Here is a 25,136-nt window from a genome sequence, read left to right as displayed (position 1 = left end):
GCGTCACGGTAGCTTTTGAGTCGTAGCGGTCAGAATTAAAAAAGTTTTGACTAGCACAGCATATCGCTTTAAACCTTTCATAAATGCGACATAGATTTGCGACATTTCGTCGCTAAATTTGTGAGCGTCTGTGACGGTGTGTACAATGACCTCCCTTTTGCCCCCGCTAAGCCGGCGTACGTTCGGCGTGGAAGGTAACCGGTTGAATTGAAAAGAAATTTGCCTCGATATAAGAGGCAGCCTGGTGAGAAAGTGTCTATGAAAGCAGGTCTGTACCAACCCGATGAATTCAAGGATAACTGCGGTTTCGGCCTGATAGCCCACATGCAGGGCGAGCCCAGTCATACCCTTTTGCAAACGGCCATCGAGGCCCTGACCTGCATGACCCACCGCGGTGGGATCAACGCCGACGGCAAGACCGGTGACGGTTGCGGCTTGCTGATTCAAAAGCCCGACCAGTTCCTGCGCGCGGTCGCCAACGAGCACTTCGCCGTCGAACTGCCCAAGCAGTACGCCGTGGGCATGGTGTTCTTCAACCAGGACCCGGTTAAAGCCGAAGCCGCTCGCGAGAACATGAACCGCGAGATCGTTGCTGCCGGCCTGCAACTCGTCGGCTGGCGCAAAGTGCCGATCGACACCAGCGTACTCGGCCGCCTGGCCCTGGAGCGCCTGCCGCAGATCGAACAGGTGTTCATCGCAGGCGACGGCCTGAGCGACCAGGACATGGCGATCAAACTGTTCACGTCCCGTCGTCGTTCGTCGGTGGCCAACGCCGCCGATACCGACCACTACATCTGCAGCTTTTCCCACAAGACCATCATTTATAAAGGCCTGATGATGCCGGCGGACCTCACCGCCTTTTATCCGGACCTGAGCGATGAGCGCCTGCAAACCGCAATCTGCGTGTTCCACCAGCGCTTCTCCACCAACACCCTGCCAAAATGGCCGCTGGCCCAGCCATTCCGCTTCCTCGCCCACAACGGCGAGATCAATACCATTACCGGCAACCGCAACTGGGCCGTGGCCCGTCGCACCAAGTTCGCCAACGACTTGATGGACCTGGAAGAGCTCGGCCCGCTGGTCAATCGCGTGGGTTCCGACTCCTCCAGCATGGACAACATGCTCGAACTGATGGTCACCGGCGGCATCGACCTGTTCCGTGGCGTGCGCATGATCATTCCGCCAGCGTGGCAGAACGTCGAGACCATGGACCCCGACCTGCGGGCGTTCTATGAGTACAACTCGATGCACATGGAACCGTGGGACGGCCCGGCTGGCGTGGTCATGACCGATGGTCGCTACGCGGTGTGCCTGCTCGACCGCAACGGCCTGCGCCCGGCGCGTTGGGTCACCACCACCAACGGCTTTATCACCCTGGCGTCGGAAATCGGCGTTTGGGACTATAAACCTGAAGACGTGATTGCCAAAGGCCGCGTAGGCCCTGGCCAGATCCTCGCCGTGGACACCGAAACCGGGCAGATCCTCGATACCGACGCTATCGACAACCGTTTGAAGTCCCGTCACCCGTACAAGCAATGGCTGCGCAAGAACGCCCTGCGCATCCAGGCGACCATGGAAGACAACGACCACGGTTCGGCTTTCTACGACGTCGACCAGCTCAAGCAATACATGAAGATGTACCAGGTCACGTTCGAAGAGCGCGACCAGGTGCTGCGTCCGCTCGGCGAGCAAGGCTACGAGGCGGTCGGCTCCATGGGCGACGACACGCCGATGGCCGTGCTGTCCCAGCGTGTGCGCACGCCGTACGACTACTTCCGCCAGCAATTCGCCCAGGTGACCAACCCACCGATCGATCCGCTGCGCGAAGCGATCGTGATGTCCCTGGAAGTGTGTCTGGGTGCCGAGCGCAACATTTTCCAGGAATCGCCGGAGCACGCTTCCCGTGTGATCCTCAGCTCGCCGGTCGTTTCCCCGGCCAAGTGGCGCTCCTTGATGACCCTGGAGCGTCCGGGCTTCGACCGCCAGATCATTGACCTGAACTACGACGAGAGCCTCGGCCTTGAAGCCGCTGTGCGCAACGTCGCCGACCAGGCCGAAGAAGCCGTGCGCGCCGGTCGTACCCAGATCGTGCTGACCGACCGTCATATCGCCCCAGGCAAGCTGCCGATCCATGCCGCCCTGGCAACGGGCGCGGTGCATCACCGCCTGACTGAAAAAGGCCTGCGTTGCGACTCCAACATCCTCGTGGAAACCGCCACCGCCCGTGACCCGCATCACTTCGCCGTGTTGATCGGTTTCGGCGCCTCGGCTGTGTATCCGTTCCTTGCGTACGAAGTGCTCGGCGATCTGATTCGTACCGGTGAGGTGCTGGGCGACCTCTACGAAGTGTTCAAGAACTACCGTAAGGGCATCACCAAAGGCTTGCTGAAGATCCTGTCGAAGATGGGCATCTCCACCGTCACCTCCTACCGTGGCGCGCAACTGTTCGAGGCCATCGGCCTGTCCGAAGAAGTCTGCGAGCTGAGCTTTCGTGGCGTGCCGAGCCGCATCAAGGGTGCGCGTTTCGTCGACATCGAAGCCGAACAGAAAGCCCTGGCGGCCGAAGCCTGGAGCCCGCGCAAGCCGATCCAGCAGGGCGGCCTGCTCAAGTTCGTGCACGGTGGCGAATACCATGCTTATAACCCGGACGTGGTCAGCACCCTGCAAGCCGCCGTGCAGCAGGGCGACTACGCCAAGTTCAAGCTGTACACGAGCCTGGTGGATAACCGCCCGGTGTCGATGATCCGCGACCTGTTCAAGGTCAAGACCCTGGACACGCCGCTGGCCATCAACGAAATCGAACCGCTGGAATCGATCCTCAAGCGCTTCGACTCCGCCGGTATTTCCCTGGGCGCCTTGTCGCCCGAGGCTCACGAAGCCCTGGCCGAAGCCATGAACCGCCTGGGCGCGCGTTCCAACTCCGGCGAAGGCGGTGAAGACCCGGCGCGTTACGGCACTATCAAGAGCTCGAAAATCAAGCAGGTTGCCACCGGCCGTTTCGGGGTGACCCCGGAATACCTGGTGAACGCCGAAGTGCTGCAGATCAAAGTCGCGCAGGGCGCCAAGCCCGGTGAAGGCGGCCAACTGCCCGGTGGCAAGGTCAACGGCCTGATCGCCAAGTTGCGCTATGCGGTACCCGGCGTGACCCTGATTTCGCCGCCGCCGCACCACGACATCTATTCGATTGAAGATTTGTCGCAGCTGATTTTCGACCTCAAACAAGTCAATCCGCAGGCGCTGGTCTCGGTGAAACTGGTAGCAGAAGCGGGCGTGGGCACCATCGCCGCCGGCGTGGCCAAGGCCTATGCCGACCTGATCACCATCTCCGGCTACGACGGCGGTACCGGCGCATCGCCGCTGACCTCAATCAAATACGCCGGTGCGCCATGGGAACTCGGCCTTGCCGAAACCCACCAGACCCTGCGCGGCAACGACCTGCGCGGCAAAGTCCGGGTACAGACCGACGGTGGCCTGAAAACCGGCCTCGACGTGATCAAGGCCGCGATCCTCGGCGCCGAGAGCTTCGGCTTCGGCACCGCGCCAATGATCGCCCTGGGCTGCAAATACCTGCGCATCTGCCACCTGAACAACTGCGCTACCGGCGTTGCGACGCAGAACGAGAAGCTGCGCAAGGATCACTACATCGGCACCGTCGACATGGTGGTGAATTTCTTCACCTACGTCGCCGAAGAGACCCGTGAGTGGCTGGCCAAGCTGGGCGTGCGCTCGCTGGAAGAGCTGATCGGTCGTACCGATCTACTGGATATCCTCGAAGGCCAGACCGCCAAGCAACAGCACCTGGACCTGACGCCGCTGCTGGGCAGCGATCACATCCCGGCAGACAAGCCACAATTCTGCCAGGTAGACCGCAACCCACCGTTCGACAAAGGCCTGCTGGCCGAGAAGATGGTCGACCTGGCCGGTTCCTCGATCAACGATGCCAGCGGTGGCGAATTCGCCCTGGATATCTGCAACTGCGACCGTTCCATCGGCGCGCGCGTCTCCGGGGAAATCGCGCGCAAGCACGGCAACCAGGGCATGGCGAAAGCGCCAATCACCTTCCGCTTCAAGGGCACCGCGGGCCAGAGCTTCGGCGTGTGGAACGCCGGTGGCCTGCACATGTACCTGGAAGGCGACGCCAACGACTACGTGGGCAAGGGCATGACCGGCGGCAAGCTGGTGATCGTTCCGCCCAAAGGCAGCGTCTACAAGTCGCAGGACAGCGCCATCATCGGCAACACCTGCTTGTACGGCGCCACCGGTGGCAAGCTGTTCGCCGCCGGTACCGCCGGTGAGCGTTTCGCCGTGCGTAACTCCGGTGCCCACACCGTGGTGGAAGGCACCGGCGATCACTGCTGCGAGTACATGACCGGGGGCTTTGTCGCGGTACTGGGCAAGACCGGTTACAACTTCGGTTCGGGCATGACCGGCGGTTTCGCCTACGTGCTCGACCAGGACAACACCTTCGTCGACAAGGTCAACCACGAGTTGGTCGAGATCCAGCGGATCAGCGGCGAAGCCATGGAGTCCTACCGCAACCACTTGCAGCACGTGCTGGACGAGTACGTCGAGGAAACCGGCAGCGAATGGGGGCGTAACCTCGCCGAAAACCTCGATGATTACCTGCGTCGTTTCTGGCTGGTCAAGCCCAAGGCTGCCAACCTGAAATCGTTGCTTTCCAGCATCCGTGCCAACCCGCAGTGATATGCGCCTGAACAGTTTGATGAGGTTTTAACATGGCTGAACGTCTGAATAACGACTTCCAGTTCATCGATGTCGGGCGCAAAGATCCGAAGAAGAAACTGTTGCGTCAACGCAAGAAAGAGTTCGTGGAAATCTACGAACCCTTCAAACCCCAGCACTCGGCCGACCAGGCCCACCGCTGCCTGGGGTGCGGTAACCCGTATTGCGAATGGAAGTGCCCGGTGCACAACTTCATTCCCAACTGGCTCAAGTTGGTGGCCGAGGGCAACATCCTCGCCGCCGCCGAACTGTCGCACCAGACCAATACCCTGCCGGAAGTCTGCGGCCGGGTGTGCCCGCAGGACCGTCTGTGCGAGGGTGCCTGCACCCTCAACGACGGCTTCGGCGCGGTGACCATCGGTTCGGTGGAGAAGTACATCACCGACACCGCGTTCGCCATGGGCTGGCGCCCGGACATGTCCAAGGTCAAACCGACCGGCAAGCGCGTGGCGATTATCGGTGCGGGCCCGGCGGGCCTGGGCTGTGCCGACGTGCTGGTGCGTGGCGGCGTGACCCCGGTGGTGTTCGACAAGAACCCGGAAATCGGCGGCCTGCTGACCTTCGGCATCCCCGAGTTCAAGCTGGAAAAGACCGTACTGAGCAACCGTCGCGAAGTGTTCACCGGCATGGGCATCGAGTTCCGCCTGAACACCGAGATCGGCAAAGACATCACCATGGAGCAACTGCTCGCCGAATACGATGCGGTATTCATGGGCATGGGCACCTACACCTACATGAAGGGCGGCTTTGCCGGTGAAGACCTGCCGGGCGTGTATGACGCGCTCGACTTCCTGATCGCCAACGTCAACCGCAATCTGGGCTTTGAAAAGTCGCCGGAAGATTTCGTCGACATGAAAGGCAAGAAGGTTGTGGTGCTCGGCGGTGGCGACACCGCGATGGACTGCAATCGCACCTCGATCCGCCAGGGCGCCAAGTCGGTGACCTGTGCGTATCGTCGTGACGAAGCCAACATGCCCGGTTCGCGCAAAGAGGTGAAGAACGCCAAGGAAGAAGGCGTGAAATTCCTCTACAACCGCCAGCCGATCGCGATTGTCGGTGAAGACCGCGTCGAAGGCGTGAAGGTGGTCGAGACCCGTCTCGGCGAACCCGACGCCCGAGGCCGTCGCAGCCCCGAGCCGATCCCGGGTTCCGAAGAAATCATCCCGGCCGACGCCGTGGTCATTGCCTTCGGTTTCCGCCCAAGCCCGGCGCCGTGGTTTGAGCAGTTCGAGATCCAGACCGACAGCCAGGGCCGTGTTGTGGCCCCGGAGCAAGGCCAGTACAAGCACCAGACCAGCAACCCGAAAATCTTCGCCGGTGGCGATATGGTGCGCGGCTCTGACCTGGTGGTAACCGCGATCTTCGAAGGCCGCAATGCCGCCGAAGGCATCCTGGACTACCTGCAAGTCTGACCCCGATCCCCGCTTGAAATGGGATCAAAATGTGGGAGGGGGCTTGCCCCCGATAGCGGTGTGTCAGTCTCAGTATCTGTCACTGAACCACCGCAATCGGGGGCAAGCCCCCTCCCACATTTGATTTGTGTAGGTTCAAGATATTGCTGCAAATCAACCCGATTGACAAAAGGCACGGCGCATTCCGTGCCTTTTGCGTCGCGCTCTGAGAAAATGCCCGCACTTTTTTTGCGGATGCCGACATGACTGCCCTCAAGAACGACCGTTTCCTTCGTGCCCTGCTCAAGCAGCCCGTAGACGTCACGCCCGTGTGGATGATGCGTCAAGCCGGTCGCTACTTGCCGGAATACCGCGCCAGTCGCGCCAATGCCGGCGACTTCATGAGCCTGTGCATGAACCCTACGTTCGCCTGCGAAGTCACGATGCAGCCGCTGGACCGCTACCCGCAGCTGGATGCGGCGATCCTCTTCTCCGATATCCTCACCATCCCGGACGCCATGGGCCAAGGCCTGTACTTCGAGACCGGCGAAGGCCCGCGTTTCAGGAAAGTCGTCAGTACCCTGGCTGATATCGAAGCCTTGCCGATCCCTGATCCGCACAAAGACCTCGGCTACGTGATGGATGCCGTCAGCACCATCCGCCGCGAGCTCAACGGCCGCGTGCCACTGATCGGTTTCTCCGGCAGCCCATGGACCCTGGCCACTTATATGGTCGAAGGCGGCTCGTCGAAAGACTTCCGCAAGACCAAGGCCATGCTCTACGACAACCCGCAGGCCATGCACCTGCTGCTGGACAAGCTGGCGCAGTCGGTCACGTCCTACCTCAATGGCCAGATCATGGCCGGCGCGCAAGCGGTGCAGATTTTCGATACCTGGGGCGGCAACCTGTCGGCGGCGGCGTACCAGGAATTCTCCCTGGCCTACATGCGCAAGATCGTCAGCGGCCTGATCCGCGAACACGAAGGCCGCAAGGTGCCGGTGATCCTGTTCACCAAGGGTGGTGGCCTGTGGCTGGAAAGCATCGCCGACGCCGGTGCCGATGCCCTGGGCCTGGACTGGACCTGCGATATCGGCGAAGCCCGCCGCCGCGTTGGTAACCAGGTCGCGCTGCAAGGCAACATGGACCCGACCGTGCTGTACGCCAAGCCGGAAGCGATCCGTACCGAAGTCGGGCGCATCCTTGCCAGCTACGGCAAAGGCACCGGGCACGTGTTCAACCTGGGTCATGGCATCACCCCGGAGGTGAACCCGGAACATGCCGGCGCGTTCCTGCGCGCGGTGCACGAGCTGTCGGCGCAATATCACGAGTAACACGCAAGACCAATGTGGGAAGGGGTTGCTCCCTCCCACATTTTGACCTGTGAATACATTTCAACGGTGGGTGGAGACTTGCCCCCGATAGCGCCAGTGCAGCCAGCACTGCTCATAAAGTGAACACCCAAGCCTAAAGCGCCACCTTTTAGCGCGTCGCAAATAGATAAGTAGCTCGCGAACGATTTCTCCCTCGACCACCCGTCCCCCGTGCGTTGGGTGACAGACTTCTCCTACGCCCGCAAAGCGCCTTCCCACAAGTGCTACCGATCTGCTCACGGCCCTCTGGCCTTCGGCCTCGTGCGTCATATCCCGCGTTTAATCGGCGGGCTTATATAGACGCATCAACAGGTCGTTTTCAGGATTTGTTGAATGGCCATTCAATTTCAGGCATGGCATTTGCTCTATCAATTCAAAGCCTCTCTCCCTCTCAGGAGATGAGCGCAATAACAAGAGCCTCGCCTGAGGCCATCACCCGCTTTGTGTGAGGAGATACTGCGATGACGTCGTTCAACTCAGGGGCCCAACCCCAGAACCGTGCGCCTCAATCCATCGGCTTTTTGCTGCTGGACAATTTCACGCTGATTTCCCTGGCGTCGGCCGTGGAACCGCTGCGCATGGCCAACCAGCTGTCCGGCCGCGAGTTGTATCGCTGGACCACCCTGAGTGTCGACGGCAACCAAGTATGGGCCAGTGACGGCCTGCAGATCACCCCCGATGCCGCCATGCACAAGGCCCCGGCCCTGGACACGGTGATCGTGTGCGGTGGCGTGGGCATCCAGCGCACCGTCACCCGCGAACACGTGTCGTGGCTGCAAAGCCAGGCGCGTCAATCCCGTCGTCTCGGTGCGGTCTGCACCGGCAGTTGGGCCCTGGCCTGTGCGGGCCTGCTCGACGGTTTCGATTGCAGCGTGCATTGGGAATGCCTGGCGTCGATGCAGGAAGCGTTTCCCCGCGTGGCCATGAGCACACGCCTGTTCACCCTCGATCGCAACCGTTTCACCAGCTCCGGCGGCACCGCGCCGTTGGACATGATGCTGCACCTGATCAGCCGCGACCACGGCCGTGAGCTGTCGGCCGCCATCTCCGAGATGTTCGTGTACGAACGCATCCGCAACGAACAGGATCACCAGCGTGTGCCGCTCAAGCACATGCTCGGCACCAACCAGCCGAAGCTGCAGGAAATCGTGGCGCTGATGGAAGCCAACCTGGAAGAGCCCATCGACCTGGACGAGCTGGCGGTCTATGTCGCCGTGTCGCGTCGCCAGCTGGAGCGGTTGTTCCAGAAATACCTGCACTGTTCGCCGTCGCGCTACTACCTCAAGTTGCGCCTGATCCGTGCGCGGCAGTTGCTCAAGCAAACGCCGATGTCGATCATCGAAGTGGCGTCGGTGTGCGGGTTTGTGTCCACCCCGCATTTCTCCAAGTGCTACCGCGAATACTTCGGCATTCCACCGCGCGATGAGCGTGTAGGCTCCAACACCACCCAGCAGGTGGCGATGCTGCCGATTCCGCAGGCGCTGGTATTGTCACCGTTGTCGGGGCCGATGTCGGCGTTGAGCCAGGCCAGGAATGAGTCGACTTTTGCCAGTGTAAGGCTCTAACTGTAGGAGCGAGCTTGCTCGCGAAAAAAGCAAGAGCGACGCGGGGTAACTGGGGCCCCGCGTCATCGTTGACGATCTTCGCGAGCAAGCTCGCTCCTACAGGGAAGGTGGCTGTCAGGCGCCGCGGTTCTGCTTGAACCGCATCAAAGCCGGCAACAACTGTTTATCGATCGCCTGACGCACCGCCGGCAGAATCGTCGCGCTGCCGCCGTACATCTGCTCAACCATGCCCTTGAGCGCTTTGGCCCGGGCCTCGCTCAAACCGCGTACGGCGCACTCGCAAGCCTGCTCGGCGCTGGCACCGCTGGACACTTCGAAACCCAACGAGCGCAGTTGGCCCAGCAGGTCATCCTGGTCAATCAAATCCGCATGCATCATGACGTTTATCCTGGTGAGGGGAGCGGGGTTCGACCTCGATTCTGGTAGCCGCCCAGGCGGTCGGCAAGGGCAGAATGCTTGAATGCCTCAGATGGCTATGAGGGTGTCGTTTTCGAGCCATGCACCGGGTGCACTTACCGGCACACTGGTCCCAGGCACGCAGCTTGATGGTTTGGTCACCCTCCGGATGCACGGCTCACACAAGGCACTCTGCCCCGATCCAGTCACGGCTGGCTCGGGGCTTTTTTTGCCGGCAAGCCAATGACACGGCCAAGCAGGGCGGGCATTGGTAGCTCGGCCTGTGCGGCGCTGATAGCCGTCAGCCTTTCCAGCGTGGCCTCGGTGAACGGCGTGGCATGCGGCCCTGCCAGGTCGACATGGAGCAGCATCTGTTCGTTGCCAGCCAGTTCCTTGTCATCGTCCACCGGGTGCAGACTGTGATAGAGATGCAGACGCTTGGCGTCGTGGGCGATCAGTTGGGTGCGCACCTCCACCTTGGCACCCAGCTTCACTTCGTGCAGGTAGTTCAGATGCAATTCCAGGGTGAACAGCGAGTGGCCGCTGGCTTCGCGGTTATCACTGTCCAGGCCCAGCATGTCCATCAGTGCGTCGGTGGCGTAGCTGAAGATCAGCAGGTAGAACGCATCGCGCAGGTGGCCGTTGTAGTCGACCCATTCAGGCAGGATTTGAGTGGTGTAGGTTTTCAATGCGGGCATGGATCCAGACTCGGTCAAGAATGTGGGTTATTCGGCGAAGCTCATGCCGTGTTTGGCTTTAGTCACTTTGACTGCCTCCAATACCGCCAGCAGGCAATCATCACGATAGCGCTCCAGCGCCGCAATGCTGTGTTTGCCTAACTGGTCGCGGGTGCCATCGACCACATCGTCGATCAATTTGTCGGTGAGTTCCGGCGCCGGCAAATAGGTCCACGGCAACTGCAATGCCGGACCGAACTGCGCCATGAAGTGGCGCATGCCCGCATCGCCACCGGCCAGGGTGTAGGTGAGGAAGGTGCCCATGAACGACCAGCGCAGCCCGGCGCCAAAGCGAATCGCGTCGTCGATTTCGCCGGTGGTCGCCACGCCATCGTTGACCAGGTGCAGCGCCTCGCGCCACAGCGCTTCCAGCAGGCGGTCAGCAATAAACCCCGGCACTTCCTTGCGCACGTGCAGTGGGCGCATGCCGAGGGATTCATAGACCTTGATCGCGGCCTGGATCGCCTCCGGCGCGGTGTGCTTGCCGCCGACCACTTCCACTAACGGCAGCAGGTAAACCGGGTTGAACGGGTGGCCAACCACGCAACGCTCCGGGTGGGTCGAACCCTCATAGAATTCACTTGGCAATAGCCCGGACGTGCTCGAGCCGATCAACGCATTCGGCTTGGCTGCGGCGCTGATCTTGCTGTGCAAATCCAGTTTCAGCTCCAGGCGTTCCGGGGCGCTTTCCTGGATGAAGTCGGCGTCCCTTACACATTCCTCGATGGTGGCAACAAAGCGCAGGCGCGCCTGGGATGCTCCCGGCGCCAGGCCTTGTTGCTCCAGGGCGGCCCAGGCGTTGGCGACACGTTTGCGCAGGGCCGCTTCGGCGCCGGGCGCCGGGTCCCAGGCCACGACGTCCAGGCCGTGGGCGAGGGCGCGGGACACCCAGCCGCTGCCGATAACGCCGCTGCCGAGGGCGGCGAAGGTCTTGATTTCGGTGATAAAGCTCATTGGCACATTCCTAAAGCGTTCGGTGATCCCTTGTGGGAGGGGGCTTGCTCCCGATGACGGTGTTTCAGTCATGCATCTTTAGGCTGAGCCACCGCTATCGGGAGCAAGCCCCCTCCCACATTTTTGATTTGGTTTCGGCAGGGACTAGCCGCGTTTGGCCAGGCCCATCTTGATGCGGCCTTCCGCCGGGGTCATGACTCGCGCGCCCAGGCGGCTGAGGATTTCACCGGCGCGCTCCACCAACTGCCCATTGGTGGCAAGCACGCCTTTGTCCAGCCACAGGTTGTCTTCCAGGCCGACCCGCACATTGCCGCCCAGCAGCACCGCCTGCGCCGCCATCGGCATCTGCATGCGGCCGATGCCGAAGCCGGCCCACACGGCGTCGGCGGGCAGGTTGTCGACCATGGCTTTCATGGTGGTGGTGTCGGCGGGGGCGCCCCACGGGATGCCCAGGCACAGTTGAAACAGTGGGTTGTCGAGCAGGCCTTCCTTGATCATCTGCTTGGCGAACCACAGGTGGCCGGTGTCGAAAATCTCCAGCTCGGCTTTAACGCCCAGCGCCTGGATACGCTTGGCGCCGGCGCGCAATTGCGCCGGAGTGGACACGTAAATGGTGTCGCCATCGCCGAAGTTCAGGGTGCCGCAATCGAGGGTGCAGATTTCCGGCAGCAATTGCTCGACATGGGCCAGGCGCGTCAGTGGGCCGACCAGGTCGGTGTTGGGACCAAACTCCATGGGGTGCTCGCCACTGCCGATCTCCAGGTCGCCGCCCATGCCGGCAGTGAGGTTGACGATGATGTCGATGTCGGCCTCGCGGATGCGCTCCATCACTTCGCGGTACAGCGCCACGTCGCGGCTGAACTTGCCGGTGTGCGGGTCACGCACGTGGCAGTGCACCACGGTCGCGCCGGCTTTGGCGGCTTCCACGGCGGCGGCCGCGATTTGTTTGGGGGTGACCGGCACGTGCGGGCTTCTGGCGGTCGTGTCGCCAGCACCGGTGAGTGCGCAGGTGATGATGACGTCGTGGTTCATGAGGCGGTTCCTTGCAGGCGTGGGGGTGCTGTTCGCAGCCGGTCGGGGCTGCGAAGCGGTGTCTGGAAAAGGTTATTTAACGGTCAGTTGGAGGTTGGCCGCCGCCGGCTTGCCATCGAAGGTGGTCACACCTTCCAGCCAGCGCGCTTGGTCTTGCGGGTGATCCTTGAGCCACTGCTTGGCCGACTCGATGGGATCCTTGTGATCCAGCAAGGGCTGCATCATCCGGCTCTCATCGGCGGCGGTGAAGGTCAGGTTGGTCAGCAGCTTGTGTACGTTGGGGCACTGCTCGGCATAGGTCGGTGAGGTGACGGTCCACACGGTCGCCCTGCCTTCATTCGGCCCCAGGGCGTCGTCGCTGCCGGTGAGGTAAGTCATCGCCACGTTGACGTTCATCGGGTGCGGCGCCCAGCCGAAGAACACCACGGGCTCCTTGCGCCGTACCGCACGGTCGACTGCAGAGAGCATGGCGGCTTCGCTGGATTCGACCAGTTGGAACTTGCCCAGGCCGAACTGGTTCTTGGCGATCATGGCCTTGATCTGGGTATTGGCGCCCGAACCCGGCTCGATGCCGTAGATCTTGCCGCCCAACTCTTTTTCGAAGCGGGCGATGTCGGCAAAGGTTTTCAAGCCCTTGTCCGCCAGGTAAGTCGGCACCGCGAGGGTGGCGCGGGCGTCTTCCAGGCTCGGTTTGTCGAGCACTTTGACTTGCTTGGCGTCGACGAACGGCGTGATGGTCTGGGTCATCAACGGGTTCCAGTAGCCCAGGAACAGATCCAGGCGCTGGTCGCGAATGCCGGCAAAGATGATCTGCTGGGACGCGCTGGTTTGTTTGGTCTTGTAGCCGAGACCGTCGAGCAGCACTTGGGTCATGGCGCTGGTGGCGATCACGTCGGTCCAGTTCACCACGCCCAGGCGCACGTTCTGGCAGGAAGCGGCATCCGCTGCCATGACGGGGGCGCTCAAAATAGCGCTGACGCTGAGTGCAAGCACGCTGCGGCTGATCAGTCGGTTCATGGTGGAGCCCTCGGCAGGTCGTTATTGTGGGGTCCGGCGTCTTTGCGCGCCGTGCAGCCAAGTTACGTACCTTGAGCAGCGCCGAAACGCACAGCGGCGACCGGCTCTTGCACTGCAGCGACCTGCGCGCTTGAATCCGCCCTTGAACGGGAGTATCACAGTGCCACGCTGGTCGTCCTACGAGAGCGCCATCATGTCCCAGGATTTTTATTTTTTGCTGATGCCGGGGTTCTCGGCGATTGGGTTTATTTCCGCGCTGGAACCGTTGCGGGTGGCGAATCGCTTCCGTGGCGAGCTGTACCGCTGGCATGTCTTGAGCGCCGATGGCGGTGCGGTACTGGCGAGCAATGGCATGTCGGTCAATGCCGACGCCGCGTTGGAACCGCTGAAAAAGGGTGCGACGCTGTTGGTGGTGGCCGGCTTCGAACCGCTGCAGTTCGCCACGCCGACGCTGGATCACTGGCTGCGCCGTCTCGACCACGACGGCGTGACCCTCGGCGCCATCGACACCGGCGCCTGCGTGCTGGCCGAAGCCGGCCTGCTCGACGGCCACCGCCTGACCTTGCACTGGGAAGCCATCGATGCGTTCAAGGAATCGTATCCGCACCTGAGCGTCACCCAGGAACTGTTCGAGATCGACCGCCGTCGCATCACCTGTGCCGGCGGCACCGCGTCCATCGACCTGATGCTCGACCTGATCGCCCAGGCCCACGGCCCTGACCTGGCGATTCAGGTCTCCGAACAGTTCGTACTGGGCCGCATCCGCCCGCGCAAAGACCACCAGCGCATGCAGATCGCCACGCGCTACGGCATCAACAACAAAAAACTGGTGCAGGTGATCGGCGAGATGGAGCAACACACCGAGCCGCCCCTGAGTACCCTGGCCCTGGCCGACGCAATTAAGGTCACCCGGCGCCAACTGGAGCGGCTGTTTCGCCTGCATCTGAACGACACACCGAGTAACTTCTACCTGCGCCTGCGCCTGGAAAAAGCCCGACAACTGCTGCGCCAGAGCGATATGAGCGTGCTGGAAGTGAGCATTGCTTGCGGGTTCGAGTCGCCGTCGTATTTCACCCGCAGTTATCGGGCGAGGTTTGCGAAATGTCCGAGGGAGGATCGGCGACGGGAGGTGGTTTGATCGTTTTTTAGTCAATTATAGTGGCGGCTATAATTTATAGTCGTTTCCATAATTAGGTATAAAAGCGGCCGGCACCGCGGATCAAATGTGGGAGGGGGCTTGCCCCTGTAGAACCGTAGACATCGTTTACAACTGAAACCGGGGACATCGTTTACACATTTGAGGCCTGGACGCGGGTCATACCGCGTCCAAATCTCCCCAAGGGATAATCACATAGGTACAGATCCCAAACATCATCTTCAGCTTCTCTGAGTCCTATCCGTTCCCCAGACAATGCCTCGCTGATAAATACCAACTTGCCGTTCCACTTGATCGACCCGTCCTGTCTGACGCTTCGAACCTTCATTTCGGACGGATACTCCACATCCGGCAAGCATCCTGGGTAAATCCGGGTAGACGGCACATACACGTCCCCTGGACGCTTCATACCGAGCGCTTCATGAGGGCGCACGTAATTGAACTCATGCCTGAAGTGCTCCAGCAAAAGCTGCTGCTCGATTAAGTTTTCTCCTAAGGGCAGCTCCAGTTTCAAGCTACGGTGCATCCGCTCATGGCGACCATTTTGGGCCGGTCTCCCTGGCATGGTGCGCTCCGGATAGATGCCCAGACGTATCCACCAAACTGCCAGCGTGGACATTCTTGCCAGGCCAGGAGAGGCAAACGGAACCCCGTTGTCCGAGCGGATAACTTCGGGCATGCCGTACTCCTGAAACAGTCTCTCAAAGGCGTGTTTAACAGGTTCAGTCTTGATCTTTGAATGAGCCCTGCACGCCAAAATCATCCGGGACGCGTGGTCTGTGATGGTCAAAGGGAAGCACATCTGCGCGTTATGCATTTTGAATTGCCCTTTGTAGTCGGCGCACCACGTCTGGTTAGGTTCGTTGGCCTCGCGCATTGCTACAGGGGAAGTACCGTGTCTGCGCTTGAAGCGCCGCTTTTGGACGAGCCCAAGTCGATCAAGCCATTGGCCTGCTGTACTTGGGGAAGGCCAGGCGATGGAGGGATCTTCAAGTCGCAATAGCTCGAGAAGCTTCTTCGGACCCCATTTATCGTGCGCCTCCTTCATCGCCACCACACGGGCCAGGATTTCATCGTCGGTTTTATTGGGGCTGTTGTGAGGGCGTCGGGACAGTTCGGCTAAAGACTTTAAATCGCCATTGTGCCGGCCGATCCATTTGTCGACGGTAGGCCGACTTACGTTAAAGCGGCGCGCCAGCTGGCTTTTGGTGTAGTTACCAGAAAGCCAGTCAGCGACCAGTCTGATTCGTTGATTCATCGGAGACTCTTGGTTCCAGGGCATGATCAGTTACCTCCTGATCATGCGTATTAACCTGTAAACCATGTCCCCGGTTAGAAATGTAAACGATGTCCCCGGTTTGTACCCCCCGATAGCGGTGGGTCAGCAGCACATAAGTGACTAACACACCGCCATCGGGGGCAAGCCCCCTCCCACAGTAGATTTTGGTGTGGCTTATTTTTTCAGCAGGGCCGAACACGCTGTTTTGTAGGCCTCATGCTGATACTTGTTCAGTGTCGCCGGTAGCTCGACGTTGTGCTTCTTGCTTTGCGCGTTAATGGTCTGCGGCGACAGCAAGGTCACCTCTACCCCCTCCAACAACTGAAACACCCCTTCAATCTTGAACGTGGTCGGGCCACCGGCGAATTCACCTTTCTTGCTGCGCTTCTTGATCGCGATACGGGTGATGGCATTTGCCTGCACGAACGCCTTCACCTGGGCGGCGAAGGCTTTGACGTTTGCGGCTTCGTCGTCATCTTCAAGGGCGATTTTCTTGGTGGCCAGGGCGACGTGGGTCAGCGCCTGGTTGTCCAGGGAAGCGACGGCGATGATGGCTTCGCTGCCTTTGATTTCGATACCGCAGAGAGTCATGAAAAGCCCTGGTTCAGAAGGAAAGTCGCAGGATTGTCGCTTATTCCTGCCCAATCGACTCCAAAAACTCCGACCGCTCGTCACTCATCCGCGCCAGGCAATCATTCAGCGCAATCGCATACGCCTTGGTCCCGGTCACTGCCGGGAAGGTGTCCACCGCGCAATCGGCATCGCGCAGTTTTTCCCACTTCTGCTGGGCATCCTTCAGACGAGCGGTAATGTCGGCGAGCTTGGTCTTGTCGCTGCCGTAGGTGGACCCCATGCGTTCCAGCAGGCCCTGATAGTTGTCTTTCAACAATTGCTCGGCGGTGGTTTTGTTGTAGGTGGCGCATTCCAGGGTTTGCTGGTCGTTCTCGATGCCGTCGCACGGCGTGCTGTCGGTGTCTTCGGCGGCGTGGACGCCGGTTGCGATGAGTGCCAAAGCCAGGAAAATCGATTTCATTGCGCCGTCTCATATCAGGTGATGCGGAATTCTGGCTCAAGCGTAAGACAAAGAACAGCCGCCAGTCAGGCATGTCTACACAGGCTTTGTCGCGGATTGACGCTTTCGGCAATTCCCCTGTCGTTTTTGCACCCGGCTCCGTCGGCCCCTGGGCATATGCTGGCCCCAAAGCGCCGGCAGACGATTCGGCGCATGAATCGCCAATAAGGGGACGCCTGATGAGCCCAGCCGAGTTGCACACCGACAGCATCGTTATCGACGGTCTGATTATTGCCAAGTGGAACCGCGACCTGTTCGAAGACATGCGCAAAGGTGGCCTGACGGCTGCCAACTGCACGGTGTCGGTGTGGGAAGGCTTCCAGGCCACGATCAATAACATCGTCGCCAGCCAGACCCTGATCCGCGAAAACAGCGACCTGGTGATCCCGGTGAAAACCACCGCCGATATCCGTCGTGCCAAGGAGCAGGGCAAGACCGGCATCATCTTCGGCTTCCAGAATGCCCACGCGTTTGAAGACCAACTCGGCTATGTCGAGATCTTCAAGCAGCTCGGCGTCGGTGTGGTGCAGATGTGCTACAACACCCAGAACCTGGTGGGCACCGGCTGCTACGAGCGCGACGGTGGCCTGTCGGGGTTCGGACGCGAGATCGTCGCCGAGATGAACCGTGTCGGCATCATGTGCGACCTGTCCCACGTCGGTTCCAAGACCAGCGAAGAAGTCATACTCGAATCGAAAAAGCCGGTGTGCTATTCCCACTGCCTGCCCTCGGGCCTCAAGGAGCACCCGCGCAACAAATCCGATGAAGAACTCAAGTTCATCGCCGACCACGGCGGGTTTGTCGGCGTGACCATGTTCGCGCCGTTCCTGGCCAAGGGCATCGATTCGACCATCGACGACTACGCCGAAGCCATCGAATACACCATGAACATCGTCGGTGTAGACGCCATCGGCATCGGCACCGACTTCACCCAGGGCCATGGCCAGGATTTCTTTGAAATGCTGACCCATGACAAAGGCTACGCCCGCCGCCTGACCAGCTTCGGCAAGATCATCAACCCGCTGGGCATCCGCACCGTGGGCGAGTTTCCCAACCTCACCGAGACCCTGCTCAAGCGCGGCCATCCTGAACGCGTGGTGCGCAAGATCATGGGCGAGAACTGGGTCAATGTCTTGAAAGACGTCTGGGGCGAATAAGCCAGACACCCACCGGCAACACCACTACGAATTTTTCTGGAGTTAAGTTTCCATGGCCAAGATCGCCCCGCAATTGCCAATCGAAGTCGACAGCGAAACCGGTGTCTGGACCTCCGACGCCCTGCCGATGCTGTATGTGCCGCGCCATTTCTTCGTCAACAACCACATGGGCATCGAAGAAGTGCTGGGTGCCGACGCCTACGCCGAGATCCTCTACAAGGCTGGTTACAAGTCCGCCTGGCACTGGTGTGAAAAGGAAGCCGAATGCCACGGCCTGGAAGGCGTCGCGGTGTTCGAGCACTACATGAAGCGCCTGTCGCAACGCGGCTGGGGCCTGTTCAAGATCCAGGACATCGACCTGGATAAAGGCACCGCCAGCGTCAAGCTGGAACATTCGGCCTTCGTCTACGTGTACGGCAAGGTCGGGCGCAAAGTCGACTACATGTTCACCGGCTGGTTTGCCGGCGCGATGGACCAGATCCTTCAAGCGCGTGGCAGCACCCTGCGCACTGTGGCTGAACAAGTCTACGGAGGCTCCGAAGAGGGCCACGATGATGGTTTGTTCACCGTCAAGCCGTTGTAAGCCGAGGACCGTGCCATGGCTTTCGAAGCAATGTTCCAACCGATCCAGATCGGCAAACTGACCATCCGCAACCGCGTGCTCAGTACCGCCCACGCCGAGGTGTATGCCACCGACGGCGGCATGACCACCGACCGCTATGTGAAGTACTACGAAGAGAAGGCCAAGGGCGGTATCGGCCTGGCGATCTGCGGCGGCTCCTCGGTGGTGGCCATCGACAGCCCCCAGGAATGGTGGAGTTCGGTGAACCTGTCCACTGACCGCATCATCCCGCACTTCCAGAACCTGGCCGACGCCATGCACAAGCATGGCGCCAAGATCATGATCCAGATTACCCACATGGGCCGTCGCTCGCGTTGGGACGGCTTCAACTGGCCGACCCTGATGTCGCCGTCCGGCGTGCGTGAGCCGGTGCACCGTGCCACCTGCAAGACCATCGAGCCGGAAGAGATCTGGCGCGTGATCGGCAACTATGCGAGCGCCGCCAAGCGCGCCAAGGCCGGTGGCCTGGACGGCGTGGAACTGTCCGCCGTGCACCAGCACATGATCGACCAGTTCTGGAGCCCGCGGGTCAACAAGCGCACCGACGAATGGGGCGGCACCTTCGAAGGCCGTATGAAGTTCGGCCTGGAAGTGTTGAAGGCCGTGCGCGCCGAAGTCGGTGACGATTTCTGTGTGGGCATGCGCCTGTGCGGCGACGAGTTCCACCCGGACGGCCTGTCCCACGAGGACATGAAGCAGATCGCCAAGTATTACGACGACACCGGCATGCTCGACTTCATCGGCGTGGTGGGCTCGGGGTGCGATACGCACAACACCCTGGCCAACGTGATCCCGAACATGAGTTACCCGCCGGAGCCGTTCCTGCACCTGGCGGCCGGTATCAAGGAAGTGGTGAAAGTCCCGGTGCTGCACGCGCAGAACATCAAGGACCCGAACCAGGCCACGCGCATTCTGGAAGGCGGCTATGTGGACATGGTCGGCATGACCCGCGCGCATATTGCCGACCCGCACCTGATCGCCAAGATCAAGATGGGCCAGATCGACCAGATCAAACAGTGCGTTGGCGCCAACTATTGCATCGACCGCCAGTACCAGGGCCTGGATGTGCTGTGCATCCAGAACGCCGCGACCTCCCGTGAATACATGGGCGTGCCGCACATTATCGAGAAGTCCACCGGGCCCAAGCGCAAAGTGGTCGTGGTGGGTGCGGGGCCGGCCGGTATGGAGGCTGCACGCGTCGCCGCCGAACGCGGCCATGAGGTGACCCTGTTCGAAAAGAAAGAATTTATCGGCGGGCAGATCACCACCGCATCGAAAGCCCCGCAGCGTGACCAGATCGCCGGTATCACCCGCTGGTTCCAGTTGGAGTTGGCACGTTTGAAAGTCGACCTGCGCCTGGGTGTGGCGGCAGACGCCGAAACCATCCTGGATTTGCGTCCGGACGTGGTGGTGCTTGCCGTCGGTGGGCATCCGTTCATTGAACAGAACGAACACTGGGGCGCTGCCGAAGGCCTGGTGGTGAGCAGTTGGGACGTGCTCGACGGCAAAGTCGCACCGGGCAAGAACGTGCTGGTGTACGACACCATCTGCGAATTCACCGGCATGTCAGTGGCGGATTTCCTTGCAGACAAAGGCTGCCAGGTCGAGATCGTCACCGACGATATCAAGCCGGGCGTGGCCATCGGCGGTACGTCGTTCCCGACTTACTACCGCAGCATGTACCCCAAGGAAGTGATCATGACCGGCGACATGATGCTGGAAAAGGTCTACCGCGAGGGCGACAAGCTGGTGGCGGTGCTGGAGAACGAATACACCGGGGCCAAGGAAGAGCGGGTGGTCGACCAGGTGGTGGTGGAGAACGGCGTGCGCCCGGACGAGGCGATTTATTACGGGCTCAAGGAAGGTTCGCGCAACAAGGGCCAGATTGACGTCGAAGCCCTGTTCGCGATCAAGCCGCAGCCGTGCCTTAGCGAACCGGGTGAAGGGTACTTGTTGTTCCGCATCGGTGACTGTGTGGCCCAGCGTAATACCCATGCTGCGATCTATGACGCCCTGCGCCTCTGCAAGGATTTCTAAGCCGACACCGAGCCAAAGTGGACTCGGTCCAAATGTGGGAGGGGGCTTGCTCCCGATAGCGGTGGGTCAGCTACAGCTATATCAACTGACACTCCGCCATCGGGAGCAAGCCCCCTCCCACATTTCAAGGCCAGTTTCACAGTAGACCTGTGTGGTCTGTGGGAGCTTCACCATGTTGAACACCTTGCTGCCAATTCTTCTATTTGCCGCTTTGGGCCTTGCCGTCCTCGGCGCTCTGCGCCGTGTGAACATGTGGCGCCGCGGGCGTGCCTCCAAGGTCGACCTGCTCGGCGGCCTGTTGGCCATGCCCAAGCGCTACATGGTCGACCTGCACCACGTGGTCGCCCGCGACAAATATATCGCCAATACCCACGTCGCCACCGCGCTGGGCTTTGTGCTGTCGGCGCTGCTGGCGATCCTGGTGCACGGTTTCGGCCTGCACAACCGCATCCTCGGCTACGCGCTGCTTTTGGCCTCGACCTTGATGTTTGTCGGCGCCATCTTCATGTACCTGCGCCGCCGCAACCCGCCTGCGCGTCTGTCCAAGGGCCCGTGGATGCGCTTGCCGAAAAGCCTGATGGCGTTCTCGGTCAGTTTCTTCCTCGTGACCCTGCCGGTGGCCGGCATCTTGCCCGCCGACTTCGGCGGCTGGCTGCTGGCCGCGTTGTTGAGCGTGGGCGTGTTGTGGGGCGTGTCCGAAATGTTCTTCGGCATGACCTGGGGCGGTCCGATGAAACACGCCTTCGCCGGTGCCTTGCACCTGGCCTGGCACCGCCGCGCCGAACGCTTTGGCGGTGGCCGCTCCACTGGCTTGAAACCGCTGGACCTCAGCGATAAAACCGCGCCGTTGGGCGTGGAAAAACCCAAGGACTTCACCTGGAACCAACTGCTCGGTTTCGACGCCTGCGTGCAGTGCGGCAAGTGCGAAGCCGCCTGCCCGGCGTTCGCCGCCGGCCAGCCGCTGAACCCGAAAAAACTCATCCAGGATATGGTGGTTGGCCTGGCCGGCGGCACCGATGCCAAATTCGCCGGCAGCCCCTATCCAGGCAAACCAATTGGCGAACACGGCGGCAACCCGCACCAGCCGATCGTCAACGGCCTGGTGGACGCCGAGACCCTATGGTCATGCACCACCTGCCGCGCCTGTGTGGAAGAGTGCCCGATGATGATCGAGCACGTGGACGCCATCGTCGACATGCGCCGTTACCTCACCCTGGAAAAGGGCGCTACGCCGAACAAAGGCGCCGAAGTCCTGGAAAATCTGATCGCCACCGACAACCCCGGCGGTTTCGCACCCGGCGGCCGGCTGAACTGGGCGGCGGATTTGAACCTGCCGCTACTCAGCGAGAAAGGCAGTGCCGACGTGCTGTTCTGGGTCGGCGACGGTGCCTTCGACATGCGCAACCAACGCACCCTGCGCGCGTTCGTCAAAGTGCTCAAGGCGGCCAAGGTCGACTTCGCCGTGCTTGGCCTGGAAGAACGCGACAGCGGCGACGTGGCGCGGCGCCTGGGCGATGAAGCGACCTTTCAGTTGCTGGCTTCGCGCAATATCCAGACCCTGGCCAAGTACAGCTTCAAGCGCATCGTCACCTGCGACCCGCACAGTTTCCATGTACTGAAAAACGAGTACGGCGCCTTCAACGGCAACTACCTCGTGCAGCACCACAGCACCTTCATGGCCGAGCTGATCGGCGAGGGCGCGTTGAACCTGGGCCAGCACAAAGGCAACAGCGTGACCTATCACGACCCCTGCTACCTGGGCCGCTACAACGGCGAGTACGAAGCGCCGCGCCAGGTGCTGCGGGCCCTGGGTATCGAGGTCAAGGAGATGCAACGCTCGGGCTTTCGTTCACGCTGCTGCGGCGGCGGTGGCGGCGCGCCGATCACCGACATCCCCGGCAAGCAACGCATCCCCGACATGCGCATGGACGACATCCGCGAGACCGGCGCCGAACTGGTAGCTGTGGGTTGCCCGCAGTGCACGGCGATGCTTGAAGGCGTGGTCGAACCGCGCCCGTTGATCAAAGACATTGCCGAATTGGTGGCCGACGCCTTGCTTGAAGATGCGGCACCGGCCAAGGCGCCCAACAAGCGTGAACCTGCGGAGGTGCATTGATGAGCGACATTATCCGCCGCGATCCCCGTGCCGAATGGATCGCCCGTAACCGTCTTCATCCTTTGCACGCGGCGATGCAGCCCGTGCAACAGAGCTGGATGGGGCCCAACGGTGTGATCCGCAAGAACGTGCATGGTGTTGGTTTTATCGGTCCCAATGGGATCAAGCGTATCGACCGCAGTGGCGCCCAGCAGGGCGGTGCAGCCAAGCGTACGGCGGCGGTCGAGGTGCTGGTGCCGCTGCACCAGGTGCCGATGCCGGCGTTCTACATCAACGTGGTGCCGGATATGGTCGGTGGCCGCTTGAGCAGCCACGACCGCGATTTGCTCGGCCTGGCGCGGCAGCTGGCCGGCAACGACGGCGCGGTACTGGCGGTGGTGTTTGGTGAACACAAGGAAAGCGCGTTTGCTACAGCGGGTGTAGACCGCCTGCTGGTGCTGGGCGGTCACGAGTTCGACGGTTATTCACCGGAGCAGCGCGTCCAGGGCCTGCGGGCTGTGGATAACCAGTTCAACCCGCGTCATTGGTTGCTGCCGGACAGCCGCAGCGGCGGCGGCGAATTGGGTCGGCGTTTTGCCGCCAGCCTCAAGGAGCGCCCGGCCACGCGGGTGTGGCAGATCAAAGGCCAGGCTTGCATCGGCCGCGCCGGTGCGGGCCAGGAAGATCTGGCCCGGCCGTTGCCGCGCCTGATCCTCGCGGCCGCCGAATGTGCCGATCCGGTCAGCGACACGCGCCATGAAGTCTTGCCCGTGGAGTTATCCACAACCCTGGCGCGCAGCCTGCCACGTATCGAAGACCTGGGCGCAGTGGCGGTAGACCCCGCTGCGATTCCCATGGCCGAAGCGGAATTCATTTTTTCTGGCGGCAACGGCGTGAAGGACTGGGCGCTGTTCCACCAGACCGCCGCCGCCCTGGGCGCCACCGAGGGCGCGTCACGGGTGGCGGTGGACGATGGCTATATGGCGCGTGATCGCCAGGTCGGCGCCAGCGGCACCTGGGTCACGGCACGGGTGTACGTGGCCGTGGGCATTTCCGGGGCGATCCAGCACCTGCAAGGCATCGGTGCCTGCGACAAGGTGGTGGCGATCAACCTCGACCCGGGTTGCGACATGATCAAGCGTGCCGACCTGTCGGTGATCGGCGAAAGCGCCGCGATTCTGCAAGCCTTGATCGCTGCGGTCGAGGCCCACCGCAACGGCGCCAAGCGCGATGCAGCCTAGGGATATGACCATGACAACCAATGTAATCAGCCTGGTATCCGTCGGCGCCCACCCCACTTCCGGGCGCCCGCGCCGTGCCGAACAAGATGCACGTGCCGTCGAGCTAGGTTTGCAGATGGCTGGGGATAAGTTGCAGGTACTGCACGCCGGCGATATCAGCGAGCCGACCTTGCGCAGCTACCTGGGCATGGGCCTGCCGCAACTGCATGTACTGGAACAGCCGGCGGGCGCCGATGCGTTGCCGGTGTTGAGTGACTATCTACGCGACGCCGGTGCCCAGGTGGTGCTCACCGGCAGCCAGGCGGAAACCGGCGAGGGGTCGGGCATGCTGCCGTTCCTGCTGGCCGAACAACTGGGATGGCCGCTGATTGTCGGCCTGGCCCAGGTGGAGTCCATCGAAAACGGCGTGGCTCACGTGCTGCAAGCCTTGCCCCGTGGCCAGCGGCGGCGCTTGAAGGTACGCCTGCCTTTTCTCGCCACTGTGGATAACGCTGCGCCCAAGCCTCGGCAAAGCGCCTATGGACCGGCGCAACGTGGCGAGCTTGCCGCCCACGAAGTCGAGATCGAACAGGACGAGTTATTCACAGACGCGCTGCTGCAGCCGGCCAAGCCGCGACCCAAGCGCCTCAAGGTGATCAAGGCCAAGAGTGGCGCCGACCGGATGAAGGCAGCGACGGCCAAGGCCAGCGGGGGCGGTGGGCAAGTGCTCAAGGGCGTGAGCCCTGAAGAGGGCGCTGAAGCGATCCTCAAGCTGTTGATAGAAGAAGGCGTCGTACGCTGAACCCCTGTGGGAGGGGGCTTGCTCCCGATGGCGGAGTATTAGTTGATATAGCTGTAACTGACCCACCGCTATCGGGAGCAAGCCCCCTCCCACATTTGGACCTGAGGTTTACCCACAATCGCTGTTGATCCGCCTGTGGATAAGATGTTCGCTGTCGGTTACAGGCCTTATAAACAAAGGCTATCCTCGAACTGCTCAAAATCTGATCAACGCTGGTTTTTACAGCCCTGAAAGTGCTGAACACCCCGATATATGCAGGTTTGACGCGGTTTTCCACAGCGCGAGCAAAGTTGCCCCCAAAGTCTGTTGGTGCTTCTGTGGATAAGGTGTTCGCGTTCCTCTGTAGCCCTTGAGTACCGTGGCTTATAGGCTTTAGATCAAAAAATGATCAAAGCGGGATAAAACCCCTGGCTTTAAATAAGTCACGGATTTTCTTGATTTATTTCCAGGGAAAAAGACAGTTGCCCACAATTGCTGTGGGTGTCTTTGTG

The 25,136-nt window shown here is 61.1% G+C and carries 19 protein-coding genes and 1 pseudogene; 11 read left to right on the top strand and 9 right to left on the bottom strand.

Features of this window, described 5'->3' with window-relative positions:
* Positions 1 to 258 precede the first annotated feature (258 nt).
* From gltB to C4J86_RS24510, 4 genes are all read left to right on the top strand, one after another.
* The gene (gene gltB, locus C4J86_RS24525) at positions 259 to 4,704 is read left to right on the top strand and encodes a glutamate synthase large subunit (protein WP_124372110.1); all 4,446 of its coding nucleotides are present in this window, start codon (positions 259 to 261) and stop codon (positions 4,702 to 4,704) included.
* A gap of 32 nt (positions 4,705 to 4,736) precedes the next feature.
* Entirely contained in the window at positions 4,737 to 6,155 is a 1,419-nt protein-coding gene (locus tag C4J86_RS24520) for an FAD-dependent oxidoreductase (RefSeq protein WP_003171228.1), read from the top strand.
* Between the two features lie 242 nt (positions 6,156 to 6,397).
* Positions 6,398 to 7,465 (top strand): uroporphyrinogen decarboxylase, encoded by a 1,068-nt coding sequence (gene hemE, locus C4J86_RS24515; protein WP_124372109.1) that lies wholly within the window; start codon positions 6,398 to 6,400, stop codon positions 7,463 to 7,465.
* A 500-nt stretch (positions 7,466 to 7,965) separates the two neighbouring features.
* Positions 7,966 to 9,069, top strand: coding sequence for a GlxA family transcriptional regulator (locus C4J86_RS24510; protein WP_124364728.1), 1,104 nt, complete (start codon positions 7,966 to 7,968; stop codon positions 9,067 to 9,069).
* Here C4J86_RS24510 and C4J86_RS27170 read toward each other — a convergent pair.
* The 6 genes and pseudogenes from C4J86_RS27170 to C4J86_RS24480 all read right to left on the bottom strand — a co-directional run.
* Positions 9,068 to 9,187: pseudogene (locus C4J86_RS27170) on the bottom strand (outer membrane lipoprotein carrier protein LolA); the annotation flags it as partial. The gene C4J86_RS24510 and the pseudogene C4J86_RS27170 sit on opposite strands and share 2 nt — an antisense overlap.
* Entirely contained in the window at positions 9,184 to 9,447 is a 264-nt protein-coding gene (locus C4J86_RS24500; RefSeq protein ID WP_124372108.1) for a hypothetical protein, read from the bottom strand. The pseudogene C4J86_RS27170 and the gene C4J86_RS24500, both read right to left, overlap by 4 nt.
* Positions 9,448 to 9,671: 224 nt before the next feature.
* On the bottom strand, positions 9,672 to 10,163 hold the full coding sequence (locus C4J86_RS24495) for a thioesterase family protein (protein ID WP_124372107.1): 492 nt from the start codon (positions 10,161 to 10,163) through the stop codon (positions 9,672 to 9,674).
* Positions 10,164 to 10,190: 27 nt separating this feature from the next.
* Positions 10,191 to 11,156: an L-carnitine dehydrogenase gene (locus C4J86_RS24490; RefSeq protein WP_124372106.1), complete on the bottom strand. Its 966-nt coding sequence runs from the start codon at positions 11,154 to 11,156 to the stop codon at positions 10,191 to 10,193.
* 144 nt (positions 11,157 to 11,300) lie between these two features.
* Complete coding sequence (locus tag C4J86_RS24485) at positions 11,301 to 12,188, bottom strand: 3-keto-5-aminohexanoate cleavage protein (protein ID WP_124372105.1); 888 nt, start codon at positions 12,186 to 12,188, stop codon at positions 11,301 to 11,303.
* A 72-nt stretch (positions 12,189 to 12,260) separates the two neighbouring features.
* Positions 12,261 to 13,205 (bottom strand): choline ABC transporter substrate-binding protein, encoded by a 945-nt coding sequence (locus C4J86_RS24480; RefSeq protein WP_124372104.1) that lies wholly within the window; start codon positions 13,203 to 13,205, stop codon positions 12,261 to 12,263.
* 193 nt (positions 13,206 to 13,398) lie between these two features.
* Here C4J86_RS24480 and C4J86_RS24475 point away from each other — a divergent pair, with 193 nt between their 5' ends.
* Entirely contained in the window at positions 13,399 to 14,343 is a 945-nt protein-coding gene (locus C4J86_RS24475) for a GlxA family transcriptional regulator (protein ID WP_124372480.1), read from the top strand.
* Between the two features lie 151 nt (positions 14,344 to 14,494).
* On the opposite strand, the gene C4J86_RS24470 is transcribed toward C4J86_RS24475, so the two are convergent.
* The 3 genes from C4J86_RS24470 to C4J86_RS24460 form a co-directional block, all read right to left on the bottom strand.
* The gene (locus tag C4J86_RS24470; RefSeq protein WP_124369216.1) at positions 14,495 to 15,643 is read right to left on the bottom strand and encodes a DDE-type integrase/transposase/recombinase; all 1,149 of its coding nucleotides are present in this window, start codon (positions 15,641 to 15,643) and stop codon (positions 14,495 to 14,497) included.
* 171 nt (positions 15,644 to 15,814) lie between these two features.
* Complete coding sequence (locus tag C4J86_RS24465) at positions 15,815 to 16,231, bottom strand: DUF3010 family protein (RefSeq protein ID WP_124372103.1); 417 nt, start codon at positions 16,229 to 16,231, stop codon at positions 15,815 to 15,817.
* Between the two features lie 40 nt (positions 16,232 to 16,271).
* Positions 16,272 to 16,673 carry a lysozyme inhibitor LprI family protein gene (locus C4J86_RS24460; protein WP_124372102.1) on the bottom strand — a complete coding sequence of 134 codons (402 nt, stop codon included), beginning with the start codon at positions 16,671 to 16,673 and terminating at the stop codon, positions 16,272 to 16,274.
* Between the two features lie 218 nt (positions 16,674 to 16,891).
* On the opposite strand from C4J86_RS24460, the gene C4J86_RS24455 reads away from it, so the two are divergent.
* The 6 genes from C4J86_RS24455 to C4J86_RS24430 all read left to right on the top strand — a co-directional run bounded on the left by C4J86_RS24455 (position 16,892) and on the right by C4J86_RS24430 (position 24,645).
* Entirely contained in the window at positions 16,892 to 17,869 is a 978-nt protein-coding gene (locus C4J86_RS24455) for a dipeptidase (RefSeq protein WP_124372101.1), read from the top strand.
* A 52-nt stretch (positions 17,870 to 17,921) separates the two neighbouring features.
* Positions 17,922 to 18,452: a DUF5943 domain-containing protein gene (locus C4J86_RS24450; protein WP_124368619.1), complete on the top strand. Its 531-nt coding sequence runs from the start codon at positions 17,922 to 17,924 to the stop codon at positions 18,450 to 18,452.
* A gap of 15 nt (positions 18,453 to 18,467) precedes the next feature.
* A complete protein-coding gene (dgcA, locus tag C4J86_RS24445; RefSeq protein WP_124364718.1) occupies positions 18,468 to 20,528 on the top strand; it encodes a dimethylglycine demethylation protein DgcA in 2,061 nt (686 codons plus the stop codon).
* 172 nt (positions 20,529 to 20,700) lie between these two features.
* Positions 20,701 to 22,644: a dimethylglycine demethylation protein DgcB gene (gene dgcB / locus C4J86_RS24440; protein WP_124372100.1), complete on the top strand. Its 1,944-nt coding sequence runs from the start codon at positions 20,701 to 20,703 to the stop codon at positions 22,642 to 22,644.
* Positions 22,644 to 23,864 (top strand): electron transfer flavoprotein subunit alpha/FixB family protein, encoded by a 1,221-nt coding sequence (locus C4J86_RS24435; protein WP_124372099.1) that lies wholly within the window; start codon positions 22,644 to 22,646, stop codon positions 23,862 to 23,864. The genes dgcB and C4J86_RS24435 overlap by 1 nt, the downstream gene beginning before the upstream one ends.
* Before the next feature lie 10 nt (positions 23,865 to 23,874).
* Entirely contained in the window at positions 23,875 to 24,645 is a 771-nt protein-coding gene (locus C4J86_RS24430; RefSeq protein WP_124372098.1) for an electron transfer flavoprotein subunit beta, read from the top strand.
* Positions 24,646 to 25,136: the final 491 nt, after the last annotated feature.

The organism is Pseudomonas sp. R2-7-07, from assembly GCF_003852355.1.
Lineage (GTDB): Bacteria > Pseudomonadota > Gammaproteobacteria > Pseudomonadales > Pseudomonadaceae > Aquipseudomonas.
The sequence above is the reverse complement of the archived record's forward strand: the minus strand, read 5'-3'. Positions and strand labels throughout refer to the sequence as shown.

Bases quoted from the DNA above. Each gene is read 5' to 3' on its own strand.
- gltB (WP_124372110.1), top strand. From the start codon at position 259: ATGAAAGCAGGTCTGTACCAACCCGATGAATTCAAGGATAACTGCGGT.
- C4J86_RS24520 (WP_003171228.1), top strand. From the start codon at position 4,737: ATGGCTGAACGTCTGAATAACGACTTCCAGTTCATCGATGTCGGGCGC.
- hemE (WP_124372109.1), top strand. From the start codon at position 6,398: ATGACTGCCCTCAAGAACGACCGTTTCCTTCGTGCCCTGCTCAAGCAG.
- C4J86_RS24510 (WP_124364728.1), top strand. From the start codon at position 7,966: ATGACGTCGTTCAACTCAGGGGCCCAACCCCAGAACCGTGCGCCTCAA.
- C4J86_RS24500 (WP_124372108.1), bottom strand. From the start codon at position 9,447: ATGATGCATGCGGATTTGATTGACCAGGATGACCTGCTGGGCCAACTG.
- C4J86_RS24495 (WP_124372107.1), bottom strand. From the start codon at position 10,163: ATGCCCGCATTGAAAACCTACACCACTCAAATCCTGCCTGAATGGGTC.
- C4J86_RS24490 (WP_124372106.1), bottom strand. From the start codon at position 11,156: ATGAGCTTTATCACCGAAATCAAGACCTTCGCCGCCCTCGGCAGCGGC.
- C4J86_RS24485 (WP_124372105.1), bottom strand. From the start codon at position 12,188: ATGAACCACGACGTCATCATCACCTGCGCACTCACCGGTGCTGGCGAC.
- C4J86_RS24480 (WP_124372104.1), bottom strand. From the start codon at position 13,205: ATGAACCGACTGATCAGCCGCAGCGTGCTTGCACTCAGCGTCAGCGCT.
- C4J86_RS24475 (WP_124372480.1), top strand. From the start codon at position 13,399: ATGTCCCAGGATTTTTATTTTTTGCTGATGCCGGGGTTCTCGGCGATT.
- C4J86_RS24470 (WP_124369216.1), bottom strand. From the start codon at position 15,643: ATGCCCTGGAACCAAGAGTCTCCGATGAATCAACGAATCAGACTGGTC.
- C4J86_RS24465 (WP_124372103.1), bottom strand. From the start codon at position 16,231: ATGACTCTCTGCGGTATCGAAATCAAAGGCAGCGAAGCCATCATCGCC.
- C4J86_RS24460 (WP_124372102.1), bottom strand. From the start codon at position 16,673: ATGAAATCGATTTTCCTGGCTTTGGCACTCATCGCAACCGGCGTCCAC.
- C4J86_RS24455 (WP_124372101.1), top strand. From the start codon at position 16,892: ATGAGCCCAGCCGAGTTGCACACCGACAGCATCGTTATCGACGGTCTG.
- C4J86_RS24450 (WP_124368619.1), top strand. From the start codon at position 17,922: ATGGCCAAGATCGCCCCGCAATTGCCAATCGAAGTCGACAGCGAAACC.
- dgcA (WP_124364718.1), top strand. From the start codon at position 18,468: ATGGCTTTCGAAGCAATGTTCCAACCGATCCAGATCGGCAAACTGACC.
- dgcB (WP_124372100.1), top strand. From the start codon at position 20,701: ATGTTGAACACCTTGCTGCCAATTCTTCTATTTGCCGCTTTGGGCCTT.
- C4J86_RS24435 (WP_124372099.1), top strand. From the start codon at position 22,644: ATGAGCGACATTATCCGCCGCGATCCCCGTGCCGAATGGATCGCCCGT.
- C4J86_RS24430 (WP_124372098.1), top strand. From the start codon at position 23,875: ATGACAACCAATGTAATCAGCCTGGTATCCGTCGGCGCCCACCCCACT.